Source organism: Streptococcus sp. 210928-DFI.4.42, assembly GCF_020554365.1.
Classification (GTDB): domain Bacteria; phylum Bacillota; class Bacilli; order Lactobacillales; family Streptococcaceae; genus Streptococcus; species Streptococcus parasanguinis_S.
In genome coordinates this window covers 48,195-73,201 of the sequence record NZ_JAJCHF010000006.1, presented here as the reverse complement: position 1 = coordinate 73,201, position 25,007 = coordinate 48,195, and the positions used below count along the sequence as shown (strand labels likewise).

Annotated in this window: 23 protein-coding genes; 16 read left to right on the top strand and 7 right to left on the bottom strand. The window is 37.6% G+C overall.

The window, feature by feature from the left end:
• Positions 1-6: 6 nt before the first annotated feature.
• Both LIZ08_RS03725 and LIZ08_RS03720 read right to left on the bottom strand, forming a co-directional pair.
• On the bottom strand, positions 7-2,574 hold the full coding sequence (locus LIZ08_RS03725) for a YfhO family protein (protein WP_003009226.1): 2,568 nt from the start codon (positions 2,572-2,574) through the stop codon (positions 7-9).
• 49 nt (positions 2,575-2,623) lie between these two features.
• Positions 2,624-4,249, bottom strand: coding sequence for an ATP-binding cassette domain-containing protein (locus LIZ08_RS03720; RefSeq protein WP_227038303.1), 1,626 nt, complete (start codon positions 4,247-4,249; stop codon positions 2,624-2,626).
• Between the two features lie 205 nt (positions 4,250-4,454).
• On the opposite strand from LIZ08_RS03720, the gene trpS reads away from it, so the two are divergent.
• Both trpS and guaB read left to right on the top strand, forming a co-directional pair.
• Entirely contained in the window at positions 4,455-5,483 is a 1,029-nt protein-coding gene (gene trpS / locus LIZ08_RS03715) for a tryptophan--tRNA ligase (RefSeq protein ID WP_045760062.1), read from the top strand.
• Positions 5,484-5,626: 143 nt separating this feature from the next.
• The gene (gene guaB / locus LIZ08_RS03710) at positions 5,627-7,108 is read left to right on the top strand and encodes an IMP dehydrogenase (protein ID WP_031574797.1); all 1,482 of its coding nucleotides are present in this window, start codon (positions 5,627-5,629) and stop codon (positions 7,106-7,108) included.
• Between the two features lie 45 nt (positions 7,109-7,153).
• Here guaB and recF read toward each other — a convergent pair whose 3' ends face one another.
• Together recF and yaaA are read right to left on the bottom strand one after the other, a co-directional pair.
• Positions 7,154-8,248, bottom strand: a complete 1,095-nt coding sequence (recF, locus tag LIZ08_RS03705; RefSeq protein ID WP_031574793.1) for a DNA replication/repair protein RecF — start codon at positions 8,246-8,248, stop codon at positions 7,154-7,156.
• On the bottom strand, positions 8,248-8,610 hold the full coding sequence (yaaA, locus tag LIZ08_RS03700; RefSeq protein WP_024054765.1) for a S4 domain-containing protein YaaA: 363 nt from the start codon (positions 8,608-8,610) through the stop codon (positions 8,248-8,250). The genes recF and yaaA overlap by 1 nt, the downstream gene beginning before the upstream one ends.
• A gap of 155 nt (positions 8,611-8,765) precedes the next feature.
• Here yaaA and yfmF point away from each other — a divergent pair, with 155 nt between their 5' ends.
• From yfmF to LIZ08_RS03660, 8 genes are all read left to right on the top strand, one after another.
• Complete coding sequence (gene yfmF / locus LIZ08_RS03695) at positions 8,766-10,013, top strand: EF-P 5-aminopentanol modification-associated protein YfmF (protein ID WP_227038302.1); 1,248 nt, start codon at positions 8,766-8,768, stop codon at positions 10,011-10,013.
• Between the two features lie 8 nt (positions 10,014-10,021).
• Entirely contained in the window at positions 10,022-11,296 is a 1,275-nt protein-coding gene (yfmH, locus tag LIZ08_RS03690; RefSeq protein WP_195487234.1) for an EF-P 5-aminopentanol modification-associated protein YfmH, read from the top strand.
• Positions 11,297-11,322: 26 nt separating this feature from the next.
• The gene (locus tag LIZ08_RS03685) at positions 11,323-11,721 is read left to right on the top strand and encodes a helix-turn-helix domain-containing protein (protein WP_031574784.1); all 399 of its coding nucleotides are present in this window, start codon (positions 11,323-11,325) and stop codon (positions 11,719-11,721) included.
• 40 nt (positions 11,722-11,761) lie between these two features.
• A complete protein-coding gene (gene pgsA / locus LIZ08_RS03680) occupies positions 11,762-12,301 on the top strand; it encodes a CDP-diacylglycerol--glycerol-3-phosphate 3-phosphatidyltransferase (protein WP_003009208.1) in 540 nt (179 codons plus the stop codon).
• Entirely contained in the window at positions 12,302-13,126 is an 825-nt protein-coding gene (locus LIZ08_RS03675) for an energy-coupling factor ABC transporter ATP-binding protein (RefSeq protein ID WP_031574782.1), read from the top strand.
• Positions 13,111-13,953, top strand: a complete 843-nt coding sequence (locus LIZ08_RS03670) for an energy-coupling factor transporter ATPase (protein ID WP_021154152.1) — start codon at positions 13,111-13,113, stop codon at positions 13,951-13,953. Before LIZ08_RS03675 ends, LIZ08_RS03670 begins: the two co-directional genes overlap by 16 nt.
• Complete coding sequence (locus tag LIZ08_RS03665) at positions 13,946-14,743, top strand: energy-coupling factor transporter transmembrane component T family protein (protein ID WP_227038301.1); 798 nt, start codon at positions 13,946-13,948, stop codon at positions 14,741-14,743. Before LIZ08_RS03670 ends, LIZ08_RS03665 begins: the two co-directional genes overlap by 8 nt.
• Before the next feature lie 157 nt (positions 14,744-14,900).
• Positions 14,901-15,551 (top strand): LysM peptidoglycan-binding domain-containing protein, encoded by a 651-nt coding sequence (locus LIZ08_RS03660; protein WP_003002250.1) that lies wholly within the window; start codon positions 14,901-14,903, stop codon positions 15,549-15,551.
• Positions 15,552-15,575: 24 nt separating this feature from the next.
• Here the strand turns inward: LIZ08_RS03660 and LIZ08_RS03655 are convergent, their stop codons facing one another.
• The 3 genes from LIZ08_RS03655 to sdaAB are packed head-to-tail and all read right to left on the bottom strand — an operon-like array spanning position 15,576 to position 17,760.
• Complete coding sequence (locus LIZ08_RS03655; RefSeq protein ID WP_049475066.1) at positions 15,576-16,205, bottom strand: HAD hydrolase-like protein; 630 nt, start codon at positions 16,203-16,205, stop codon at positions 15,576-15,578.
• 1 nt (position 16,206) lies between these two features.
• Positions 16,207-17,079, bottom strand: coding sequence for an L-serine ammonia-lyase, iron-sulfur-dependent, subunit alpha (gene sdaAA, locus LIZ08_RS03650; RefSeq protein ID WP_003002222.1), 873 nt, complete (start codon positions 17,077-17,079; stop codon positions 16,207-16,209).
• Positions 17,080-17,088: 9 nt separating this feature from the next.
• Entirely contained in the window at positions 17,089-17,760 is a 672-nt protein-coding gene (gene sdaAB, locus LIZ08_RS03645) for an L-serine ammonia-lyase, iron-sulfur-dependent subunit beta (protein ID WP_031574774.1), read from the bottom strand.
• 228 nt (positions 17,761-17,988) lie between these two features.
• Between sdaAB and LIZ08_RS03640 the strand changes: the two genes are divergently transcribed.
• The 6 genes from LIZ08_RS03640 (at position 17,989) to rplI (ending at position 24,993) form a co-directional block, all read left to right on the top strand.
• Positions 17,989-18,531: a LysM peptidoglycan-binding domain-containing protein gene (locus LIZ08_RS03640; protein ID WP_045760055.1), complete on the top strand. Its 543-nt coding sequence runs from the start codon at positions 17,989-17,991 to the stop codon at positions 18,529-18,531.
• Positions 18,532-18,735: 204 nt separating this feature from the next.
• On the top strand, positions 18,736-19,857 hold the full coding sequence (gene mnmA / locus LIZ08_RS03635; RefSeq protein ID WP_227038300.1) for a tRNA 2-thiouridine(34) synthase MnmA: 1,122 nt from the start codon (positions 18,736-18,738) through the stop codon (positions 19,855-19,857).
• A 137-nt stretch (positions 19,858-19,994) separates the two neighbouring features.
• Positions 19,995-20,450: an NUDIX hydrolase gene (locus tag LIZ08_RS03630; protein ID WP_021154145.1), complete on the top strand. Its 456-nt coding sequence runs from the start codon at positions 19,995-19,997 to the stop codon at positions 20,448-20,450.
• 8 nt (positions 20,451-20,458) lie between these two features.
• The gene (mnmG, locus tag LIZ08_RS03625; protein WP_021154144.1) at positions 20,459-22,369 is read left to right on the top strand and encodes a tRNA uridine-5-carboxymethylaminomethyl(34) synthesis enzyme MnmG; all 1,911 of its coding nucleotides are present in this window, start codon (positions 20,459-20,461) and stop codon (positions 22,367-22,369) included.
• Positions 22,370-22,564: 195 nt separating this feature from the next.
• Positions 22,565-24,544 carry a DHH family phosphoesterase gene (locus tag LIZ08_RS03620; RefSeq protein WP_201087702.1) on the top strand — a complete coding sequence of 660 codons (1,980 nt, stop codon included), beginning with the start codon at positions 22,565-22,567 and terminating at the stop codon, positions 24,542-24,544.
• Positions 24,541-24,993: a 50S ribosomal protein L9 gene (rplI, locus tag LIZ08_RS03615; protein WP_049495754.1), complete on the top strand. Its 453-nt coding sequence runs from the start codon at positions 24,541-24,543 to the stop codon at positions 24,991-24,993. Before LIZ08_RS03620 ends, rplI begins: the two co-directional genes overlap by 4 nt.
• Positions 24,994-25,007: the final 14 nt, after the last annotated feature.

The window sequence follows — 25,007 nt, the reverse complement described above, 5'->3', positions numbered from 1 at the left end:
GATTCCTTAACTTTTTCGTCTTTTTATTTGTCTCCATTCGTAGAGGAAGAAGAGAATGATTCCAATGAAAAAGGCAATGAGTCCTTCAATGAAGCCTTGGGGAACAAATGTTAAGGTGACTGTTCCGGATCCTTTTGAAACACGAACTCCCATCAATCCTTTCTGGATGCGATGAATTTGGATAGGCTTTCCATTTTGTTTAGCTGACCAGCCTTTATCATAAGGGAGTGTAAAAATAAGGGTAGTGTCTCTATTTGCGTTATAGGCTGCTACCAATTTGTTTTTCTTTTTGTGAATAGCAACTTCTTGCTGACGAATACTAGCGATAGCTTGTGTGTATTGGTCAAGATCCAGAGCAAAAAATTCTGGTGTATCAAAGGAGACTGTCGAATTTTCTGGAAAACTCATACGAATAGTAACTGTTTCTTCTGTGTCAAAATGGCCAATTGAAAAGAATGGAAAGGCATTATCAATGGTATAGCGTTGGGTCTGTCCATTGTAGCTGATTTCAATATCTTTCCGATCATCGTTTGAAAATTGTAAATTTGGAACATTGACATATAGTTGGCTATGGGTAGGAACCGTTACTTCATATTGAATACTTGCGTAGGAAAGATGACTATCTTCTTCAATTTTTGCAGTTTGCAACGAAGATGTAGTATTTTGTGAAGTAGGCGAGAGAATATTTAATTTCTTATAAAATTTATATTTTTCATCCGTGATTTGATGGATGAATCGTGTCTGATTATCCAGTGTCAAATTCGTAAAGGAAGTATTTTTATAAGGTTTTGCTGACAGAAAGGCGATTGGTAAGGCATATTCGTTTTCTGAAAGTGAGACTCCATTTTTGGTTGCAATCTCTTTAAATCCAAATTTTTGAACAGGTTGTTGGCTTAAATTATAGCGAACACCAAATAGACTATCCATTAAAATAGAATTGTTTTGGTATCGAAGATTGAGGTTAGTTCCTTCAGATTTAAATCCTAGTTTGTCCAATGTCGAGCTAGCATCCGTATTTCGTACAGATGAAAATTGAGAAATTCCATTATAACCATACTTCATGCTATCATTGCCCGTTTGTGGATGTAGAATCTCAGTCCGATAATTTGAGTCTGTCTTCTCTCTTACTAAGGATTGGATGGCTTTTAAGTCGCGTTCGTAGGATGATCGAGAAGCAAAGACCCATTCATTCGCAATTCCTTCCATTTGATAATAACTATTTACCGATAATTCAAAAATGGAGAAAAAAAGGATCGAAAGATAGAAAAGTCTAGGCGGTATCTTTTTTAGGATAAATCCTAAACAGACCAAATAGAAAGCAATTAAAAATTCAAAAGTAACAATAAAATTGACAGCATCTAAAAATTTATAGTGACTGCTGTAAAGGACAGTTGCTCCAAATCCTAGAATAAGGAGGAAATTAGCAAGACTAAAACGAATCCAAGTGATCTCCTCTATTCGATTTAGTACTTCTCCTGCCATCAGAATAATCGTCAAAGAAAAGATCCAAGAGTATCGATGAAGAAACATATTTGGCGCGTGCATACCTTGCCAAAGGAGATCTAATAATTGAAAACGAAAACTCAAAATAAGAATGGTCAAGAGTATAAAGTAAGAAAGTTTCACGTGAAACTTGATCGACTTTACAAAGAAAAAGGTAATCGCTAAAAGAAGTGGAAATAATCCCACGTAGATCATTGGAATTGATCCATATTTAGTAGTATCAAAACTTCCAATGAAATTTTTTGCAAATACGTCAAGATACCAACTTTTTTCTGTAAAGATACTGTCAACATTTGAAAAACTTTCTCCATGAGTGCGTAAATCTAAGAAGGTTGGATATAACATCACAAGGCTTGTTATAACTGATAAAAGAGATACAATCACAAAATGAAAGAAGCGTTTTCCAATTCCTTTGATGTCCCATGACAGTTGTGTCAAGTACCATAAAATAAGAAAAATAGACATCATAAACCCAAAATAATAATTTTGGATAAACAAGCTGGTTAAGCTGATAAAGTAGAGAATCTCTCCCTCATTGTAAATGAGTTTTTTGAATCCATAAAGAATTAATGGTGCTAGGATAAAAACATCAAGCCAAGTTTTGATTTCAATTTGGCTGATAGCAAAGCTCATAAGAGCAAATGAGGTTGAAAGGGTAAGAACCAGGGATCTAGGAATTTTAGAAAACATTCCATGTAAACTAATATAAGTGCTTAACCCAATAGCTCCAAATTTAAGAAGAGTGATGAGGTAAACAGCATTCGGCATGGATTGTGCATTAAAGAAGAAGACAAGAGGAGAAAAGAAACTTCCTAGATAATAGCTACTGAGTGCATAGAAATTAATGCCTAGTCCACTTTGAAAACTGTAAAATAGGCTATCTGTCCCGTGTAAAATATTTCGAAGTGTGGTATCAAAAATGACATACTGATGATAACCATCTCCTAATAAGGGGGATGTATCACTGTTCCAGTAGATTCCTTGCGAGAGGTAAATAAAGAACATCATGATAGCTGGAATCAGGAAAGAAGATACTATAAAAAGGGATGTTTTTAGCTTTGTTTTATTCATATATTTCTACTGAAAGAGCCTGAAATAATGATTTCAGGGCTCTTTATTTTTATGATTGACTCCAAAGTTCTTTCACTTTTGCTTGAACTTCTTCATTTTCAAGAAACTCATCATAGGTTTCATCAATTCGATCGATTACGCCGTTTTTTGAAAGAACGATAATATGGTTGGCGAGTGTTTGAATGAATTCGTGGTCATGGCTGGCAAAGATAATCGATTCTTTAAAATTCTTCAATCCATCATTCAAACTTGAAATAGACTCCAAATCCAAGTGATTGGTTGGATCATCCAGTACAAGAACATTTGACTTGAGGAGCATCAATTTAGACAACATGACACGAACTTTTTCTCCCCCTGACAAGACGTTGACAGACTTGTTAACTTCGTCACCCGAAAAGAGCATACGTCCTAAGAAACCACGAAGGAAAGTATTGTCATCTTCTTCTTTACTTGCAAATTGACGAAGCCAATTAAGAATACTTTCACCACCTGCAAAATCCCGACTGTTGTCTTTTGGTAGATAAGACCGACTAGTTGTAACTCCCCACTTGACAGTTCCTTCATATTCAATATCATCCATCAATGCACGGATCAAAGCGGTTGTTTGAATATCGTTCTGTCCGATAAGGGCGGTTTTGTCACCAGGACGTAAGATAAAGCTGATATTGTCAAGGATAGTTTCTCCATCAATCTTGACAGAAAGATTTTCAACTGTCAAGAGATCGTTACCAATTTCTCGTTCTGCCTTAAAGTTGATAAATGGGTACTTCCGACTAGATGGAACAATTTCTTCAAGTTCAATCTTGTCAAGCATTTTTTTACGCGAAGTTGCTTGTTTTGATTTTGAAGCGTTGGCTGAGAAACGTGCGACAAACTCTTGTAATTGTTTAATTTTTTCTTCAGCTTTTGCATTTCTATCTGCTTGTAATTTTGCTGCAAGTTCAGAAGATTCTTTCCAGAAATCATAGTTCCCGACGTAAAGTTTAATTTTTCCAAAGTCGAGATCCGCCATATGGGTGCAGACTTTGTTCAAAAAGTGGCGGTCGTGGGATACAACGATAACCGTATTTTCAAAATCAATCAGAAAATCTTCTAACCAGGTAATGGATTGAATATCCAATCCATTGGTCGGCTCGTCCAAAAGAAGGACATCTGGTTTACCAAAAAGGGCTTTAGCTAAGAGAACTTTCACTTTATCCCCATTGGCTAACTCGCTCATAGTTTGATAATGAAGGTCTTCTGAAATATTTAGATGTTGAAGCAATTGAGATGCTTCACTTTCTGCTTCCCATCCACCAAGTTCGGCAAATTCACCTTCAAGTTCAGCTGCACGGACACCATCTTCATCAGAGAAATCTTCTTTCATGTAGATAGCATCTTTCTCTTTCATAATGTTGTAGAGCTTCTCATTTCCCATAATGACAACATCGATGACCCGCTCGTCTTCATAGTCAAAGTGATTTTGACGCAAAACGGACAAACGTTCATCAGGACCGAGAGAAATATGACCAGTTGTTGGTTCAATATCTCCAGCTAAAATTTTTAAAAAGGTTGATTTTCCAGCACCGTTGGCACCAATGAGACCGTATGTATTTCCTTCTGTAAAGTTAATATTGACATCGTCAAACAATTTTCGATCACTAAAACGTAGTGAGACGTCTGATACTGTAAGCAATGATTTTCTCCTCTTTCTATAATGTCTTCATTTTACTAGAAAATAGGGGAAAATTCAACTTTTTTACTGTCAATTTATTTTTACAACTATGTAAACTAAATTGACAGTTTAGTAAAGTGTTAATTGCTTACAAACATAGAGGATAGACTAACATTTTCAACTAGAAAGTGCTATAATGATAGGTATAACGATTAAGGAGAAGAGTATGACAAAACCCATCATTTTGACAGGAGATAGACCGACAGGAAAACTCCATATTGGCCACTATGTAGGTTCTTTAAAAAATCGCGTCTTGCTACAAAATAAAGACGAGTATAATATGTTTGTTTTTCTAGCAGACCAGCAAGCTTTGACAGACCATGCAAAAGATCCAAAAACGATTGTAGAATCTATTGGAAATGTTGCTTTAGATTATCTTGCTGCAGGATTGGATCCTGAAAAGGTTACGATTTTCATTCAAAGTCAGATTCCTGAATTGGCAGAATTGACTATGTATTATATGAATCTGGTATCTTTGGCACGACTTGAAAGAAACCCAACTGTAAAAACTGAGATTTCTCAAAAAGGTTTTGGTGAGAGTATTCCAACAGGATTTTTGGTATACCCTATTTCACAAGCAGCTGATATTACAGCATTTAAAGCAAATTTTGTTCCAGTAGGAAACGACCAAAAACCAATGATTGAACAAACTCGTGAGATTGTTCGTTCCTTTAACCATGCTTACAACACAGATGCTTTGGTCGAACCAGAAGGGATTTATCCTGAAAATGAAGCAGCAGGGCGCTTACCTGGTTTAGATGGAAATGCTAAAATGTCTAAATCGTTGAATAATGGAATTTACCTAGCTGATGATGCAGATACTTTAAAGAAAAAAGTGATGAGTATGTATACTGATCCGGATCATATTAAAGTAGAGGATCCAGGAAAAATCGAAGGAAATATGGTATTTCATTACCTGGATGTATTTGGCCGTCCAGAAGATGCAACTGAAATTGCAGAAATGAAAGAACAGTATCAACGTGGTGGACTTGGTGATGTAAAGACCAAACGATATCTTTTAGAAATTTTAGATCGTGAATTAAGACCAATTCGTGAAAGACGCCTTGAGTTTGCAAAGGATATGGGGGAAGTTTACTCTGTTCTTGAAAAAGGAAGTGAGCGCGCTCGAAATGTAGCAGCTCAAACACTGGATGAAGTAAAATCTGCGATGGGAATTACCTATTTTAAAAAATAAAACGACTTCAGTAATAGCGAACATTTCTCTACTGTTCATTGATAATTTACCAATAAATGATTGACAAATTACGATAGAATGGTATGATATTAACAATAAAAATTCGAGCCTTGCTCAAATAAAAAGAAAAGAGGATCCAGCTAATGTCTAATTGGGACACAAAGTTTTTAAAAAAAGGGTTTACATTCGATGACGTGCTTTTGATTCCAGCAGAAAGTCACGTATTGCCTAATGATGCAGATTTAAGTACACAATTAGCAAGTAATTTACGCTTGAACATCCCAATCATTACTGCCGCAATGGATACAGTGACAGAAAGTCAAATGGCAATTGCAATGGCACGTGCTGGTGGACTTGGTGTGATCCATAAAAACATGTCAATTGAGCAACAGGCAGATGAAGTACGCAAAGTAAAACGTTCTGAAAATGGGGTTATTATTGATCCATTCTATTTGACACCTTCTCATACAATTGCAGAAGCAAATGAGTTGATGGGACGATACCGCATCAGTGGTGTTCCAGTTGTTGAAACACTTGAAAATCGTAAATTAGTTGGTATTCTTACCAATCGTGACTTGCGCTTTATTTCTGATTACAATCAACCCATTTCAAATCATATGACAAGTGAAAACTTGGTGACTGCACCGGTTGGAACCGATTTAGAAACAGCTGAACGTATTCTACAAGAGCACCGTATTGAAAAATTACCATTGATAGATGAAAATGGTCGTCTTTCTGGCTTGATTACAATCAAAGATATTGAAAAAGTTATTGAGTTTCCAAATGCGGCTAAGGATGAATTTGGTCGTTTGCTTGTGGCTGGTGCCGTAGGGGTTACTTCAGATACTTTTGAACGTGCAGAAGCTCTTTTTGAAGCTGGTGCAGATGCTATTGTCATCGATACTGCTCATGGACATTCTGCAGGTGTTCTTCGTAAGATCGCAGAAATTCGTGCTCACTTCCCAGATCGTACCTTGATTGCAGGAAATATTGCAACAGCTGAAGGTGCGCGTGCTTTATTTGATGCAGGGGTAGACGTAGTTAAGGTTGGAATTGGTCCAGGATCAATCTGTACAACTCGTGTTGTTGCAGGGGTTGGTGTCCCTCAAGTTACTGCTATTTATGATGCAGCCGCTGTAGCTCGTGAATATGGAAAAACGATCATTGCTGATGGTGGTATCAAGTATTCAGGAGATATTGTCAAAGCACTCGCAGCTGGTGGAAATGCGGTTATGCTTGGCTCAATGCTTGCAGGTACAGATGAAGCACCAGGTGAAACAGAAATCTTCCAAGGTCGTAAATTTAAAACATACCGTGGTATGGGATCTATTGCAGCAATGAAGAAAGGTTCTAGCGACCGTTACTTCCAAGGATCTGTCAATGAAGCCAATAAATTGGTTCCTGAAGGAATTGAAGGACGCGTTGCTTATAAAGGTTCTGTAGCAGATATGGTCTTCCAAATGATCGGTGGTATTCGTTCAGGTATGGGTTATGTTGGTGCAGCAACCATTCAAGATTTACATGATCATGCACAATTTGTTGAAATGAGTGGCGCAGGATTGAAAGAAAGTCATCCTCATGATGTGCAAATTACAAACGAGGCTCCTAACTACTCGGCACAATAAATTTACACATTTGTAAACAAAAATAACAGCATCTTGACAGTATTGTTAAGATGCTGTTTTGATATGACCGGCTTGAACAGTGAAAATTTTCAACTCTTCAGGTAGTTCTTTTAAATGATCGAGAGTGGTCGTTGTAATAAATGTTTGAATATTATTAGAGATGGTTTCAAGTAGTTGAAGTTGACGATAATTGTCAAGTTCGCTCATGACATCGTCAAGTAGTAAAATCGGCTTTTCTCTTGTGATTTCTTCCATTAATTCAATTTCTGCTAATTTTAGAGAGAGAACAACACTTCGATGCTGGCCTTGACTACCAAAGGTAGCATTCATATTATTGATAAAAAATGCCAAATCATCCCTGTGAGGCCCAATACTTGTTGTTTTCCTAAAAATATCCTTCTGACGGTTTTTTTCCAACATAGAGAGAAACTGCTCTTCTATATCATTTCCTTCTTCAGAAAAAGCAGTTGACTGATATTGAATTGATAGGTTTTCTTTGTTGTCAGAAAGTCGAGTATGTTTTTCTTTTGCTTTAGCTTCTAATTTTTTAATAAACTCAAGCCGATGATGGATGACGCGACTTCCAAAACTAGCTAGTTGTGAATCTAAGACCTCCAAAAATGTAGCATCAATTTTTTCCGAATTTTTTAGATAACTATTTCTTTGTTTCAGTACATGGTTGTATTGAGATAAGTCAGATAAGTAGAGAGGTTTCATCTGACCTAATTCAATGTCAATAAACTTTCGACGCCCTGCAGGTGATCCTTTGATCAGTTGCAAATCTTCGGGTGCGAAAAGGACAACATTCATATGGCCAATATAGTTCGATAATTTGGCTTGTTTCAAATGATTTACCTTAGTTATCCGACCTTTTGGTGTCAAGGAAATTTCTAATGGAAGGGGACCAGTTTCTCTTTGTAATTGACCAGAAACTTTGAAATCTGTGGATTCAAAATAGATGAGATCTCTATCATTTCGTGTTCGATGACTTCTGGTTAAAGCTAGAAAATAAATTGATTCGAGAATATTGGTCTTTCCTTGAGCATTTTGACCTAGGAAAATATTTAATCCAGGATGAAACTCGACTTCAAGTTCTTGATAATTACGAAAATGTTGAATGGATAAGTGTTTTAACCACATTAGGAGATACCAGGAAAGCGAATTGCTTTTTCTTTTTTGTTAGTCTTTGTCGGTTGTTTCTTTTGTTGTTGATTGAGTTGCTTGACAAGTTTAGCAACACGTTCCTTTTCTTCCTTCTCTTTAAGATGCTCTTCTATTTCTTCTTGAGAAGGTTCAAGAATGGTGATAGTCATGCTCAGTTCAGGAATGTCAATTTGATCATTGACACGAAGTTTACGGCCTCTCCGTTGTTCTAATTCACCATTAACAAAGACTTCTTTTTCTTGAAGAAAGGCTTTGATTGCACCACCACTCTGTATAATACCGAGTTCTTTTAAGATTGCTTGTAATGTAATAAAGTCATCAAATAATTTGTAATTCATAGTTCACCTCTTTGCGTGTTATTATACCATATTTTTAGTTTTTCTAGGGTAGAGAATGTTGAGTGATTTGAGGAGCTTTTTCACAGTTTGAATTAGGATTTTAGTGTGATTTCGTGTTATAATGAAAGTTACTATTGAGTAGAACGAGGATGAAAATGGAATTAGTAAAGGGCGTGAATCTTCACTTTCTTCAATCAAAAAAATTTAAAACCAATAAAATTAAGGTCCGTTTTTCATCGCCATTAGATGAAAATACCGTAGCTGCGCGTGTTTTAGTAGCCTGTATGATGGAAACTGCAAATCAAAAATATCCAACTTCACAATTATTCCGTGAAAAATTAGCGAGTCTATACGGGGTAGAATTGTCAACCTCAGTCTCTAAGAGGGGGCGTGTTCATTATGTTGATTTGAATATTTCCTTTGTGCGCGATGACTTTTTGAGCAAGAAAAATGTTCTTACTTATGAAGTTTTGGACATTATAGAAACTATCTTCTTTTCACCTTTGGTAGTAGCAGATTACTTTGACAGTGATACATTTGAGGTTGAAAAGAAAAATACGATTTCCGATTTGGAGTCGGAAATTGAAGAACCTTATTATTATGCCCATGGGCAATTGAATCAACTATTTTTTGAAGACGAAACAATCGGGATGTCAAGATTGGGAAAAGTTGATTTAGTGAGACAAGAGACAGCTCAAACTTCTCTTTCACAGTTTCATCAGATGCTTCAATTCGATAACATTGACTTCTTTTTCATAGGTGATTTTAATGAAGTCGCTATTGTAGATCGAGTGAATAGTTTTGAATTCAAGCCACGTGATAACCATTTATCTGTCAATTATCAACAACCTTTTACAAATGTCGTTAGAGAAAAGTTAGAGCAAAAACAAAACCAACAATCTATTTTAGAATTAGGTTACCATTTTTCTACCCAGTATGGAGAATCTCTCCATATCCCACTAGTTGTATTAAATGGGATGCTGGGAGCTTTCTCGCATTCAAGACTTTTTCAAACAATTCGTGAGAAAGAAGGTCTCGCTTACACCATCTCTAGCCATTTTGATATTTTCACAGGCTTTATGAGAGTTTTTGCAGGTATCGATAAGGAATCTCGTACGAAAGTAATGACCTTGATTATGCGACAGTTGAATGATTTAAAACGAGGTAAATTTACAGATTCAGAGCTTCGGTTGACAAAAGAAATGTTGGTGAATACGACCTTATTAGCACAGGATCGACAAAATACCTTGATTGAAAGGGAATATCTGAAAACGATCCTAGGAACGAAGGTACTTTCCTTAGAAGAATGGTTAGAATCCATCAATAAGGTTAGTAGAGAGGAAATTATTGAAACGGCAAAAACAATTAATTTACAGTCTGTTTATTTTATGGAAGGAAAGTAGTGTAAAGATTGAAAATTAAAGAAAAATATTATGAATCAGTTGGTGAGCAGGTTTACTTTACACGCTTGTCAAACGGGTTGACCATTCATTTAGTTCCAAAAGAAGATTATTATGAAACTTATGGGATGATCACAACTAAGTTTGGTTCAGTGGACACACGAATTCTAGTGAATGGGGATGAAAGAAAATATCCTGCAGGAATTGCTCATTTTCTAGAACATAAAGTGTTCGAAGATGAAAAAGGCCAAGATTATCTAAAAAAATTCGTTCATTTAGGATCGGAAAGCAATGCCTTTACAAGCTTTACAAAGACAAGTTATCTTTTCTCAACAACTTCAAAGGTCCCTGAAAATATTCAATTGTTATTGGAGATGGTTTCAAAAGCTTCCTTTACAGAAAAATCTGTATCTAAGGAAAGAGAAATCATTCAACAAGAGATTGGAATGTATCAAGATAGTCCAGACTATCGATTGTTTTTTGGTGCTTTAGAAAATTTATATCCTGGGACACCGTTAGCAGACGATATTGCTGGGACGAGGGAATCTATTTCTAATATTACAATAGATAATCTCCGTGAAAACTTTGACCTATTCTATCATCCCTCTCAAATGCACTTATTAGTGATCGGAAATTTTGATGTTGATGAAGTATTGCAAGTAGTAAAGGAATATGATCTGACTCCTCCTCATCCTTCTATTGAGTTAGAACGTTTTCCTGTAGAAAAAAATGAAGTGAAATTGAATCAATCCTGTAGAATGCAAGTTGCTACTCCTAAGTTGGCAATTGGAATTCGAGGAAATGATATCATTAAGGAAGAGGAAAAATTTCGCTATAAATTAATGTTAAAATTACTATTTTCGATGATGTTTGGTTGGACCTCACAACGGTTTCAAAGTTTATATGAAGCTGGGAAAATTGACAACTCATTGACACTTGAAGTCGAGGTTGAGGAATTGTTTCATTTCGTCGTCTTGACAATGGATACTCAAGAACCGGTCTCCTTATCTCATCAATTTAGATCAGCTATTAAACAATTTGATAAGGATCCGGATGTGAATCAGGAACATTTAGATACGATTAAAAGCGAAATGTTTGGTGATTTCTTACAAGGTTTAAATTCGCTTGAGTATAGTGCCACTCAGTTTGAATATTTTTCAGACGGTAGCACTTCTTATGATCTTCCAAAGATTTTACAAGGTATTAGTTTACAAGATATCATCAAATTAGGTCGTCAGTTCATCGACCAGGCTGAAATGGTTGACTATATGATTTTTCAAAAGTAGTAAACAATGTATCAAGAAGGGAAAACATGAAGAAGAGAACGATTGGTCAAGTGTTAAGATTGTCAAGAGTAAATTTACACTTAAGTTTACAGGATGTTTCAAATAAGACAGCCATCGAAATTCCTTATATAGAAGCGTTGGAAAACGATGAGTTTGATTTATTACCGAGTCCCTTTTACGCCCAGATCTATCTTAAAAAGTTATCATGGGCTTTGGGATTGGATGAGTCCATCCTATTGACAGCTTTTCATGAAGGAAAAGAATTGTTATTTGATGAAGAAATACTTGTAAATGATGAAGAGCTTCATTCAAGAAAGTTAAGGCAGAAAACAAGCTGGTTACCAATCCTGTATTATCTGCTAGTTAGCTTTGCTATTCTTGGATTTGTGATTTATATCGTATATTTTTATAAGTTTACAGCATGAGTAAAATAGCTGTAAAGATAGTTTGTTTTTTGGAGGAAGTATGAAAAAAGAAAATATTCCTAATGCATTGACATTAATTCGAGTTGTGATGATTCCTATTTTTATTGCTATTTTAAGTCTAAGCCATTCTTATCTAGGCCATATTGTAGCAGCAGTTATTTTTGCAATTGCAAGTATTACAGATTATTTAGATGGCTTCCTTGCACGAAAATGGAATGTAGTTAGTAATTTTGGAAAATTTGCCGATCCAATGGCAGATAAATTATTGGTCATGTCAGCCTTTATCATGATGATTGAATTAAAGATGGTTCCTGCTTGGATTGCAGCCGTTATCATTTGTCGTGAGTTAGCTGTCACTGGTTTGCGTCTTCTACTTGTTGAGACGGGTGGTACAGTTCTTGCTGCAGCCATGCCTGGTAAAATTAAGACCTTTAGCCAAATGTTTGCTATTATCTTTTTGCTTTGTCATTGGACCCTTCCAGGGCAAGTATTACTTTATATCGCACTGATTTTTACAATTTATTCTGGTTACGACTACTTTAAGGGAAGTAGCTATCTCTTTAAAGACACATTTAAATAAATGAAACATATTATAGAGCTAAAAAATGTATCGTTTCGATACGATAAAATAATAGAAGAGTATCAAATTGACACTGTTTCGTTTCACGTGAAACAAGGGGAGTGGCTTTCAATTGTTGGGCACAATGGTAGTGGGAAATCTACAGTTGTACGCCTGATTGATGGTCTTTTGGAAGCTGAGTCTGGTGAGATTTACATTGATGGAAAAAAACTGACTCGTGAAACTATATGGGAAATCCGTAGTAAAATTGGGATTGTATTTCAGAATCCTGATAACCAATTTGTTGGTGCGACAGTAGAAGATGATGTTGCCTTTGGTTTAGAAAATCAAGGAATTCCACGGGAAGAAATGCTTCAACGAGTGGAGAAGGCTATTGAGCAAGTTGGTATGCTGGAGTTTAAAGATCGCGAACCATCTCGTTTGTCAGGTGGTCAAAAGCAACGGGTGGCCATAGCAGGTATTATCGCCTTGAGACCAACTATTATTATCCTTGATGAAGCAACTAGTATGTTAGATCCAGAAGGCAGAGAGGATCTAATGGCGGTAATGAGAGAACTTCAGAAAAAATTTCAATTAACAATTATCTCCATTACCCATGATTTAACCGAAATTGCCTTAAGTGATCGAACACTGGTGTTTCAAAAAGGAAAACTAGAGTCTTCTATGACGCCGCGGGAATTGTTTTCAAGAAATGACCTTAATGAGATTGGACTAGATAAGCCTTTTAGTAAGCAGGTTCAAGAATCTCTCAGCTCGCATTTTCCGCTAAAACAGGATTATCTAACAGAAAGTGAGTTATTAGACCAACTATGGGAATCTCTTTAAAGAATGTCTATTATACTTATCAAGAGGGAAGTCCTTTTGAAGGGCAGGCGCTTTCTGATATTAGTTTGGAAATAAAAGATGGATCTTATACAGCCATCATCGGGCATACTGGCAGTGGCAAGTCTACTTTGTTGCAATTACTAAATGGTTTACTGCGTCCGACTAAAGGAACGATTCAATTTGAAGATTTTGTTTTAGATAATCATTCTGAGCCAAAAGAAATGAAGTACCTGAGAAAAAAAGTCGGTTTGGTTTTTCAATTTCCAGAAAGTCAGCTATTTGCGGAAACTGTTCTAGCTGATGTAGCCTTTGGACCACAAAATTTTGGGGTACCTAAGGACAAAGCGGAGGAAATAGCCAAAGAAAAATTAGCGATCGTTGGTTTAGAAGAGTCTATCTATGATAAAAGTCCATTTGAACTATCTGGTGGACAAATGAGACGGGTTGCGATCGCGGGTATTTTAGCTATTGAACCAGAGATTTTAGTATTGGACGAGCCAACAGCAGGGCTAGATCCTGCTGGAAGAAAGGAATTGATGGCGCTGTTTGAAACATTACATAAAAATGGGATGACTCTAGTTCTGGTAACTCATACGATGGATGATGTAGCAAATTTTGCTGATACCGTATTTGCTTTAGAAGCGGGAAAACTTGTCCTAAACGGATCCCCAAGGGAAGTGTTTCAACAGGTTGAGTATTTACAAAAACTTCAATTAGGAGTCCCACAAATTACGAATTTTGCTCTTCAATTGAAACGAAGAGGACTTCCTCTGGACAGACTACCAATCAAAATTGAGGAACTAAAGGAGCTGTTACTTCATGAATAATATGATTTTAGGAAGGTATATTCCTGGAAACTCCATTATCCACCAACTAGATCCTCGTGGGAAGTTGCTCTCAATGTTTTTATTCATATTTCTTCTGTTTTGGGCAAATAATATCCAGACAAATGTTCTTCTCTTTGGTTTTATTTTTGTTTTAATGTATCTAACGAGGATTTCGGTTAGTTTTTATATTAAAGGTTTAAAATCAATGACTTTTATCATTGCTTTTACAACCATTTTTCAATTATTTGCGACCTCTCAAGGAACTATTTTGTACCAATGGTGGTTTTTTAAATTAACCGACCAAGGATTGATGCAAGCCGCCATCATATTTTGTAGATTTATTTTAATCATTTTTTATTCGACGATTTTAACCGTGACGACGACACCATTGAGTTTAGCAGATGCTGTTGAAAAGATCCTTACCCCACTAAAAATTATTAAGGTTCCGGCTCATGAGATTGGGTTAATGCTATCTATGAGTTTGCGCTTTGTTCCAACCTTAGTAGATGATACGAATCGAATCATGAATGCGCAAAGGGCACGTGGTGTTGATTTTGGTGAGGGAAATCTATTAAAAAGGATCCGTTCCTTTATTCCGATCCTCATTCCTCTATTTGCTTCTAGTTTTAAACGCGCAGATGCATTAGCAATTGCGATGGAAGCGAGAGGGTACAAAGGCGGTGAGGGACGAACACGCTATCGGACTCTGCAGTGGGGAGTAAAAGATACCCTGGCATTGCTCGTTATTCTGTGCCTCATGTTGATAGTTTTTTATCTAAAAAATGGATAGAGCTAGTTGTATTGGTTCAAAAATAAGGAAAAAGCGCTATACAAAGCGCTTTTTACATTAAATTCACATATTCTTGTAACATTTGTAATATATTCTACAATAAACTGTAACATTTTGTGTGTATGATAGAATTATGTTCGAAAGGAGAATAGAATTCATGAACAGTAAAAAGTTCCAATGGACAGTCACTTCCCTACTTTCAGCAGCATCACTTTTCATTTCAGGTATTGCTACAGTGAATGCTGAAACTTACGAAGTGAAGTCTGGAGATACTCTATCAAAAATTGCACTAGAAAATAACACTTCAGTAGAAAATATTATTGCATCTAACAATTTGACCAATGAAGATTTGATCTATGCAGGACAAATTATTGAGTTAGGTGAGCGTTCAAAATCTATGATTGATAAAGTTGCTCCACAAGAGCAAGCAAAACCTGCTGAAAGTGCACCTACAGCAACTGCAACAGCACAAACTGCTCAAAAACAAACAACTTATGCAGCAAATGCTGCAGTGACTTCTGCACAATCAACAAATGGTGGAATTGTTCTATCAAATGGGAATACTGCTGGAGAACAAGGATCTTATGCAGCTGCTCGTATGGCTGAAATGACTGGTGTACCTGCTTCTACTTGGGAAGCAATTATTGCCCGTGAATCAAATGGTCAAGTAAATGCAGCAAATGCTTCTGGTGCAAGTGGTTTATTCCAAACAATGCCAGGTTGGGGTTCAACTGCAACAGTTGATGATCAAATCCAGGCGGCATATAATGCATACAGCTCTCAAGGTTTGTCAGCTTGGGGTTATTAAAAAATAGGTTTACAATTTGTAAACCTATTTTTTTAATGTCTCAAGAATGTCAAGTGGAGAGTGACAAATAAAATCTGGTGAGTAAAGAAGTAGCTCTTCAAGATCTCCAAATCCCCAAGTGACGGCCACGGTTTTTATGCCAACTGTTTGACCTCCAATGAGGTCAAATTTTGTGTCTCCAATAATCACTGTCTCCTCTTTTGGAAGGTCATTGATTGACAAGGCGTATCGAATGACATCGGCTTTGTGGATACGATCTGAATTTGATCCATAAATTCCTTTAAAGTATTTATCGATACCTAAATCTTGACACATCTGTAAAGCAACTGGTTCATGTTTTGAAGTAGTTACATAAAGAGGAATGTTTTCGTCTTGTAATGCTTTCAAAGCTTCTAGTATCTGAGGAAATAGAGTTGATTTGTATTGACCTTTTTCATGATAATACTGGCGATAGATCATCACTGCTTGATCTACTAAAGTTTCAGGAAGGGTAGCTTCAAAACTAGAAATCAAAGGTGGTCCCATAAAACTACGGATAGTTTTGAGATCGGGTTGAGGAACCTTCAAAGTATCGAATGTATGTTGAAAACTCTCTGTAATTCCCTTGGAACTGTCAACTAATGTTCCATCTAAATCAAAAAATAAGGCTTGCATGCTATTCTCCAAATATCTCTTTTTGTAATCTACGTCCGGTTGGTGTTGCTGCCAATCCTCCTTCAGCTGTTTCTCTAAAGGCAGTCGGAAGACTAGATCCAACTTGGTACATGGCGTCAATCACTTCATCAACAGGTATTTTTGATTCAATACCTGCTAAGGCCATATCAGCAGCAATGAAGGCATAGCTGGCTCCCATTGCGTTTCGTTTGACACATGGAACTTCCACGAGTCCTGCTACTGGATCACAAATGAGACCAAGCATGTTTTTGATGACAAAACAGACTGCCTGACTCGCTTGATAAGGAGTTCCCCCAGCAGCTAGTGTCAATGCTGCCGCACTCATAGCTGAAGCAGAACCAACTTCTGCTTGACAACCACCTTCTGCACCTGAAATAGAAGCATTATTTGCGATGACTAAACCAAAAGCTCCAGCTGTCAGTAGAAAATCTAATTGTTGCTGACGGTTTAACCCTAATTTTTGAGTTGCCGCAGTGAGAACTGCAGGAAGACAGCCAGCAGATCCTGCAGTGGGTGTTGCACAGACCAGCCCCATTTTAGCATTGTGTTCGTTGACAGCGATAGCATTCTTTGCTGCGGTTAAGACGGTCAAGTCAGATAAAGTTTTTCCTGATTTGATATAACGATCTAATTTTGCCGCATCTCCACCAGTTAATCCACTACGAGAGTGATTTTCATTTAATCCTAACTTTACAGAATCAATCATCACTTCTAAATTACGGGTCATTAATCGGAGGACTTCTTCGCGTTCACGACCAGTTAGTTCAAATTCAGTTGCAATCATTAACTCTGCGACGTTTCCTTCGTATTGTGTGCTTGCTTGTTCTACGAGGTCTACAATTGAATAAAACATACGAACTCCTTATTTGAAAAAGTTGACATTATGAAGATGAGGAATTTGACGGATATCTTCGATCGCTGATTCACAACTCCTTGAGTCAACTTCTATAATCATAATCGCTTTTTCTCCAGCTTTTTCCCGCGTCACATTCATCTGTGCAATGTTAATATCATAGCGAGAAAGGGCTTCTGTCACATGAGCGATCATCCCAGGGACGTCTTGATGCACAATGATAATGGTTGGAGTATTCATATTTAGCGAGATAGCAAAGCCATTTAACTCAGTAACCTGTATATTCCCACCACCAATGGAAATTCCAGTGACAGAAATCGTTTTATGGTCATTTTTTACAGTAATGGTTGTTGTGTTGGGGTGAGGAGCATTGCTCTCTTTTTGAATAGACCAAACAATCCGAATGCCTCGTTCATGTGCAATTTTTAGACTATCTGGGATTCTAGGGTCATCTGTGTCCATTCCTAAGATGCCCGCTACTAAGGCTAAATCTGTTCCATGACCACGATAGGTTTTGGCGAAGGAATTAAATAATTGGAACTCAACTTCTTTTGGTTCCTCTCCAAAGATAGAAGAAACAATTTTACCAATTCGAACAGCACCTGCAGTGTGACTACTGGATGGGCCGATCATCACAGGTCCAATAATATCAAAAACTGATTGGAATTTTAAAGAGTTCATGCTCTGCTCCTTTGTGATCACTTTACTTCATTATATCAGATATGGCTGATGATTTCTTCTATTTTTCCCGAAATATCTGAGAAATCTTAAAGGGGGCTTAAAGCATTTATATTATCCTGGATTTTTAGTATTTCTAACATCTGACTGAAATATTTGACACATTATTTCAATAAATATGAAATATTTCTTGTGTAGTATAGAGGTATACCAATAAAGGAGTACATAATAATGAATAAAAAACAAATGATGAAACATATTATTGGACTTAGTTTACTTGCAGGACTTTTCCTTCCCATTGTAGCGAATGCAGATTCTTATACTGTAAAATCAGGTGATACTTTATCAGCTATTGCTAAAGAGAAGAACACAACGGTTGATGCGATTGCTAAGAAAAATAAGATTAGTAACGTGAACCTTATCTCAGTTGGTCAAGTTCTTGAGATTGAAGATGCAAAAACAACGCAGAAAACTACGGAGCAAGCTACTACTAGTAAAACGGATACTACACAAGCAACAACGACTGTCTCTGCTTCAGATGGCTTGAGTGCGGAAGATGCAGCTGCTAAGGAATGGATTGCCCAAAAAGAATCAAGTGGTAGTTATACAGCACAAAATGGCCAATATTATGGTCGTTACCAATTAACTCTCACCTATTTGAATGGTGATTTATCACCTGCAAACCAAGAAAAAGTGGCCAATCAATACGTTGTCAACCGTTATGGATCATGGTCAGCAGCTAAAAATTTCTGGTTGGCAAATGGCTGGTATTAAATTCGTTTAAAAAGAGTCCTTGAATAAGACTCTTTTTAAATTTACAGCTCTGTAAACGTATCATTAATTAGAGAGGACTAGGGCGGTCAAATGCTTGTTTTCTTCTATAAAGCGTGTTAAAATGGTAACTGCTCAAAACGACCTTCAATCGTTGAAGCAAACCACGACCTTCAATCGTGAGTAACGAAAAGATGGGAGAAACCTATGAGTGATAACTCGAAAACACGTGTTGTTGTTGGTATGAGTGGCGGTGTCGATTCATCTGTAACGGCTTTGTTGTTAAAGCAACAGGGTTACGATGTCATCGGCATCTTCATGAAAAACTGGGACGACACAGACGAAAATGGTGTCTGTACAGCTACAGAAGATTACAAAGATGTAGCAGCAGTTGCAGACCAGATTGGCATTCCTTACTATTCTGTCAACTTTGAGAAAGAATATTGGGATCGTGTCTTTGAATATTTCCTTGCTGAATACCGAGCTGGTCGGACACCAAATCCGGATGTCATGTGTAATAAGGAAATCAAATTTAAGGCCTTTCTAGATTACGCTATGACCCTCGGTGCCGATTATATAGCGACAGGGCACTATGCACGCGTGACGCGTGATGCGGATGGCGTTGTCCATATGTTACGTGGCGTTGACAATGGAAAGGATCAAACTTATTTCTTAAGCCAATTGTCACAAGAACAACTTCAAAAAACCATGTTTCCGTTGGGGCATTTAGAAAAGCCTGAGGTTCGCCGGTTAGCAGAAGAGGCTGGACTAGCAACGGCTAAAAAGAAAGATTCCACTGGAATCTGCTTTATCGGAGAAAAGAATTTCAAAGAGTTTCTCAGCAACTATCTACCTGCTCAGCCAGGCCGAATGATGACCGTAGATGGACGAGATATGGGTGAACATGCCGGTTTGATGTATTACACGATCGGTCAGCGTGGTGGTCTTGGAATTGGTGGACAACAGGGTGGAGACAATGCTCCATGGTTTGTAGTGGGGAAAGACCTTAGTCAAAATATTCTTTACGTTGGTCAAGGCTTCTATCATGATGCACTGATGTCAACAAGTTTACAGGCTAGTCAAGTTCACTTTACACGAGATATGCCAGAAGAATTTGAAATGGAATGTACAGCAAAATTCCGTTATCGTCAATCTGATAGTAAAGTTACTGTAAAGGTTAAAGGTGATAAAGCAGAGGTTATTTTTGCTGAACCTCAGCGTGCTATTACACCAGGACAAGCTGTTGTTTTTTACGACGGGGAAGAGTGTCTAGGCGGTGGCTTGATTGATAATGCTTATCGAGATGGAAAAGTTTGTCAGTATATTTAAATTGACAAATTTTCTCAATTTGCTACAATAAGAAAAGCAATAGAAATGATGGTCAAAGCTCATGGATGTTGCAGGCTTTTTTGTCCTGCACTTCTCAGAGTTTTGACTATTTTTGTGTGATTTTGAAAGGAAGTAAAATGAGGCAACAGGATTTTCGTACGAAAATAGGTTCTACTGTTTTTGGCGTGAGAGCGACTGCTTTGATTGTAAAAGATAATCGCTTGTTCGTCATAGAAGATGAGGACGGCTGTTATACAATCGGAGGTGCTATTCAAGTCAATGAAACTACAGAAGATGCTGTAGTTCGGGAAGTCAAAGAGGAACTTGGTGTCACATCTACAGCAGGTCCGTTAGCTTTCGTGGTTGAAAATCACTTTGAACAAGCTGGAATCCACTACCATAACATTGAATTTCATTATTTGGTGGACCTGCTGGAAGATGCACCTTTGGTCATGCAGGAAGATACAAAGCAATTACCTTGCCGTTGGATTGCTTTAGATGATTTACACACTGTTGACCTGAAACCAGCCTTTTTAAAATCAGCCCTACCAGAATGGGACGGAAAATTACGACACATCCATCTTGAGAAATAGGAGAAAAAATGACTTATAATTTTATTGAAGAATACGATATCATTGTAATCGGTGCTGGGCATGCAGGAGTAGAAGCCTCTCTAGCTGCTAGCCGTATGGGTTGCAAGGTCTTACTTGCGACTATTAACATTGAAATGCTAGCTTTTATGCCTTGTAATCCATCTATTGGTGGATCTGCTAAAGGGATTGTTGTCCGTGAAGTAGATGCACTTGGCGGAGAAATGGCGAAGAACATCGATAAGACCTACATCCAAATGAAAATGCTCAATACTGGTAAAGGTCCTGCGGTTCGTGCACTTCGCGCTCAAGCAGACAAAGAACTTTACTCAAAAGAAATGCGAAAAACGGTTGAAAACCAAGATAATTTAACTCTTCGCCAAACTATGATTGATGAGATTTTGGTGGAGAATGGTAAGGTTGTTGGTGTAAGGACTGCGACTCACCAAGAGTATGGGGCAAAGGCTGTTATTGTCACTACTGGGACAGCTTTACGCGGAGAAATTATCATTGGAGATCTCAAGTATTCGTCAGGACCTAATCATAGTCTAGCTTCTATCAATTTGGCCGATAATCTCAAACAGCTAGGATTAGAAATTGGACGTTTCAAAACAGGGACACCACCTCGTGTAAAGGCATCGTCAATTAATTATGACGAAACGGAAATTCAACCTGGAGATGAAGCTCCAAATCATTTTTCTTATACATCGCGTGATGAAGATTATGTAAAGGATCAGGTTCCTTGTTGGTTGACTTATACGAATGGGCATAGCCATGAAATTATCCAGAATAATTTACACCGAGCACCTATGTTTACAGGGGTTGTAAAGGGAGTGGGTCCTCGCTATTGTCCGTCCATTGAGGATAAAATTGTCCGTTTTGCTGACAAAGAGCGTCATCAACTATTCTTAGAACCTGAGGGGCGAAATACAGAAGAAGTCTATGTTCAAGGGCTGTCAACGAGTTTACCAGAGGATGTTCAACGGGATCTCGTCCATTCTATTAAGGGACTTGAGAAGGCAGAAATGATGCGAACGGGTTATGCAATTGAGTATGATATGGTGTTGCCTCATCAATTGCGCGCAACTTTGGAAACTAAGAAAATTTCAGGTCTCTTTACAGCTGGCCAAACCAATGGAACGTCTGGCTATGAGGAGGCTGCTGGTCAAGGGATTATTGCAGGGATCAATGCGGCTCTAAAAATCCAAGGAAAACCGGAACTCATTTTGAAACGCAGTGATGGTTATATTGGGGTCATGATCGATGACTTGGTAACAAAGGGAACGATCGAACCGTATCGTTTGTTAACAAGCCGTGCAGAATACCGTCTGATTTTGCGTCATGATAATGCCGATATGCGCTTGACAGAAATGGGACGAGCAATTGGATTGGTAGATGATGAACGTTGGCAACGTTTCGAAACCAAGAAGTATCAGTTTGAAAACGAGATGAAGCGTTTGGATAGCATTAAGTTAAAGCCTGTAAAGGAAACGAACGAGAAGGTTGCAGCACTAGGCTTTAAACCTTTGACAGATGCTGTCACTGCTAAAGAATTCTTGCGAAGACCAGAAGTCTCTTACCAAGATGTGGTAGAATTTATCGGTCCTGCAGCTGAAGAACTGGATAATAAAATCATTGAATTGATTGAAACTGAAATTAAATACGAAGGCTATATTTCAAAAGCAATGGACCAAGTCGAAAAAATGAAGCGTATGGAAGAAAAAAGAATTCCTGCGAATATTGACTGGGATGATATTGACTCCATCGCAACCGAAGCTCGTCAAAAATTTAAATTAATTAATCCAGAAACGATTGGTCAAGCAAGTCGTATCTCAGGTGTCAATCCAGCGGATATCTCTATTTTAATGGTTTACTTGGAAGGTAAATCTCGGAGTATCTCCAAAAACAAAGCAAACCACTAATCAAATGAGGCTGAGATGATGTTTCAGCCTCAATTTTATGGATTGAAATCTGTTGTTACTGTTTACACAGTTGTAAACCTTGTTTACAAAGTAGTGAAACCGAGGAAAAGCTTTTTACGGGTCAATCTTCTCTGTAATATAGAGAGAAACCTCGCTTTTTACCTCTATTTATGGTATAATTCCGAGAAGAGGTTTATGATGAAAAAATTTCGTTTATCGTTCATCCATTATGTGTTAATTGGTTTTATTTCATTTGCAATTTTAGCAATTTTTTTAAGAATCTTTGGCAAAGGCTATGTAACTCTTATTGCAATTTTTTTAGTCTTAGCTGGATTGATTGCTTTATTTGAATACCAGTTACAAATTTCAGAGTTAGATGAATTAGAACAAATACAATACGTTAACCATCAGGCAGAAAGCGGATTAGCATCCCTCCTTGATAAAATGCCTGTTGGAGTTATCAAAATTAATGAAGAGACAAATGAAGTAGAGTGGTTCAACCCTTATGCTGAATTGATTTTTTCAACAGATGATGGGGACTTTGATGTTGAATCCTTGAAAAAGTTACTCAATACTCTGTTTGAGGATAAAGGTCATTATGTCACTGTAGCCGATAAGAAATATTCTGTTTACTTTGATCAGACGTCTAGTGTTGTTTACTTTTTTGATGTTTCAAGTGAATATGAAGCAACTGTGGGATTGGTGACAACTCGTCCTGTTATCGGTATTATTTCTGTTGATAACTATGATGATCTAGAAGATGTCATTTCAGACTCTGATATTAGCAATATCAATAGTTTTATTGCCAACTTTGTAGAAGAGTTTACAGCTCATTACCATATGTTTTACAGACGTGTGGGGATGGATCGTTTCTATTTGTTTACAGACTACACGGTCTTAGAACAGTTGATGGAATCAAAATTTTCTGTCATCGATCAATTCCGTGAAGAAGCTAAAAATCGTGAGCTACCTATTACCTTAAGTATGGGATTCTCGTATGGTGACGGGGAGCATGATGAGATTGGTAAAGTGGCTCTCTTGAACCTAAACCTTGCGGAAGTTCGTGGTGGGGATCAAGCGGTTGTCAAGGAAAATGATGAACAGAAAAACCCTATTTTCTTTGGTGGTGGAACAGCTTCGGCTGTGAAGCGGACTCGGACTCGCACACGCGCTATGATGACAGCTATTTCGGATAAGATTAAATCCGTTGATCAAGTCTTCATTGTTGGACATAGAAACTTGGATATGGACGCTTTAGGAGCGTCTGTGGGAATGCAGTTTTTCTCTAGCAATATTTTGGCCTCCTCTTATGTGGTCTATGACCCGCATGCAATGGCTAGTGATATTTCAAGAGCAATTGCGAAACTAGAAGAAGAGCAGGTGACGAAAATCCTTCCCCTAGAGGAAGCCATGCAAATGGTGACGGATCGCTCTTTGTTAATTATGGTTGACCATTCTAAGACAGCCTTGACTCTTTCAAAAGAGTTTTATCAGGAATTTCAACAGATTATTGTCATTGACCATCACCGTCGGGATGATGATTTCCCTGAAAATGTTCTGATCACCTATATTGAAAGTGGAGCAAGTAGTGCGAGCGAATTGGTTAGTGAACTTATTCAGTTCCAGAAGTCGAAGAAAAATCGGTTAACGAAGATTCAAGCTAGTGTCTTGATGGCTGGGATCATGCTGGATACTAAGAACTTCTCCACACGTGTTACAAGTCGGACCTTTGATGTGGCGAGCTACCTTCGCTCAAGAGGTAGTGATAGTGTAGCCATCCAGGAGATCTCTGCTATTCAGTTTGACGAGTACCGCGAAGTGAACGAACTGATCTTGACTGGTGAAAAGATTTTGCCGCATATCATCGTAGCTTGTGCCAATACGACTAAAGCCTATGATTCAGTAACTATTAGTAAAGCAGCTGATAGTATGCTAGCCATGTCTGAGGTGGAAGCAACCTTTGTCATTGCTTGTAATCAAAGTGGGACTGTCTCTATTTCTGCACGAAGTCGAAGCAAAGTCAATGTACAGCGTATCATGGAACAACTTGGCGGAGGAGGTCATTTCAACTCGGCAGCCTCTCAAATTGAAGGTCAAGATTTGATGAGTATTCGTCAACAACTGATTGAGACTATTGAAAACGAAGTAACTATTGAAAAGGAGAATGTAGAATGAAAGTTATTTTCTTAGCGGATGTAAAAGGTAAAGGTAAAAAAGGCGAAATTAAAGAAGTGCCTACTGGTTATGCACAAAACTTTTTGATCAAGAAAAATCTTGCGAAAGAAGCCAATGCCCAAGCAATCGGTGAGCTTCGTGGAAAGCAAAAGTCAGAAGAAAAAGCGCATGCTGAATTGTTAGCGGAAGCGCAAAAGATTAAAGCGAAATTAGAAGAAGAAGCAACTGTTGTTCAATTCACTGAAAAAATTGGGCCAGATGGCCGTACCTTCGGCTCTATTACCAATAAAAAGATTGCAGAAGAGCTTGAGAAACAATTTGGCATTAAAATTGATAAACGTCATATCCAAGTTTCCTCTCCAATTCGTTCAACAGGATTGATTGACGTCCCTGTAAAAATTTATCAAGATGTTACAGGTTTGATTAATATTCGTGTAAACGAAGGGTAAACACGATCGATAGA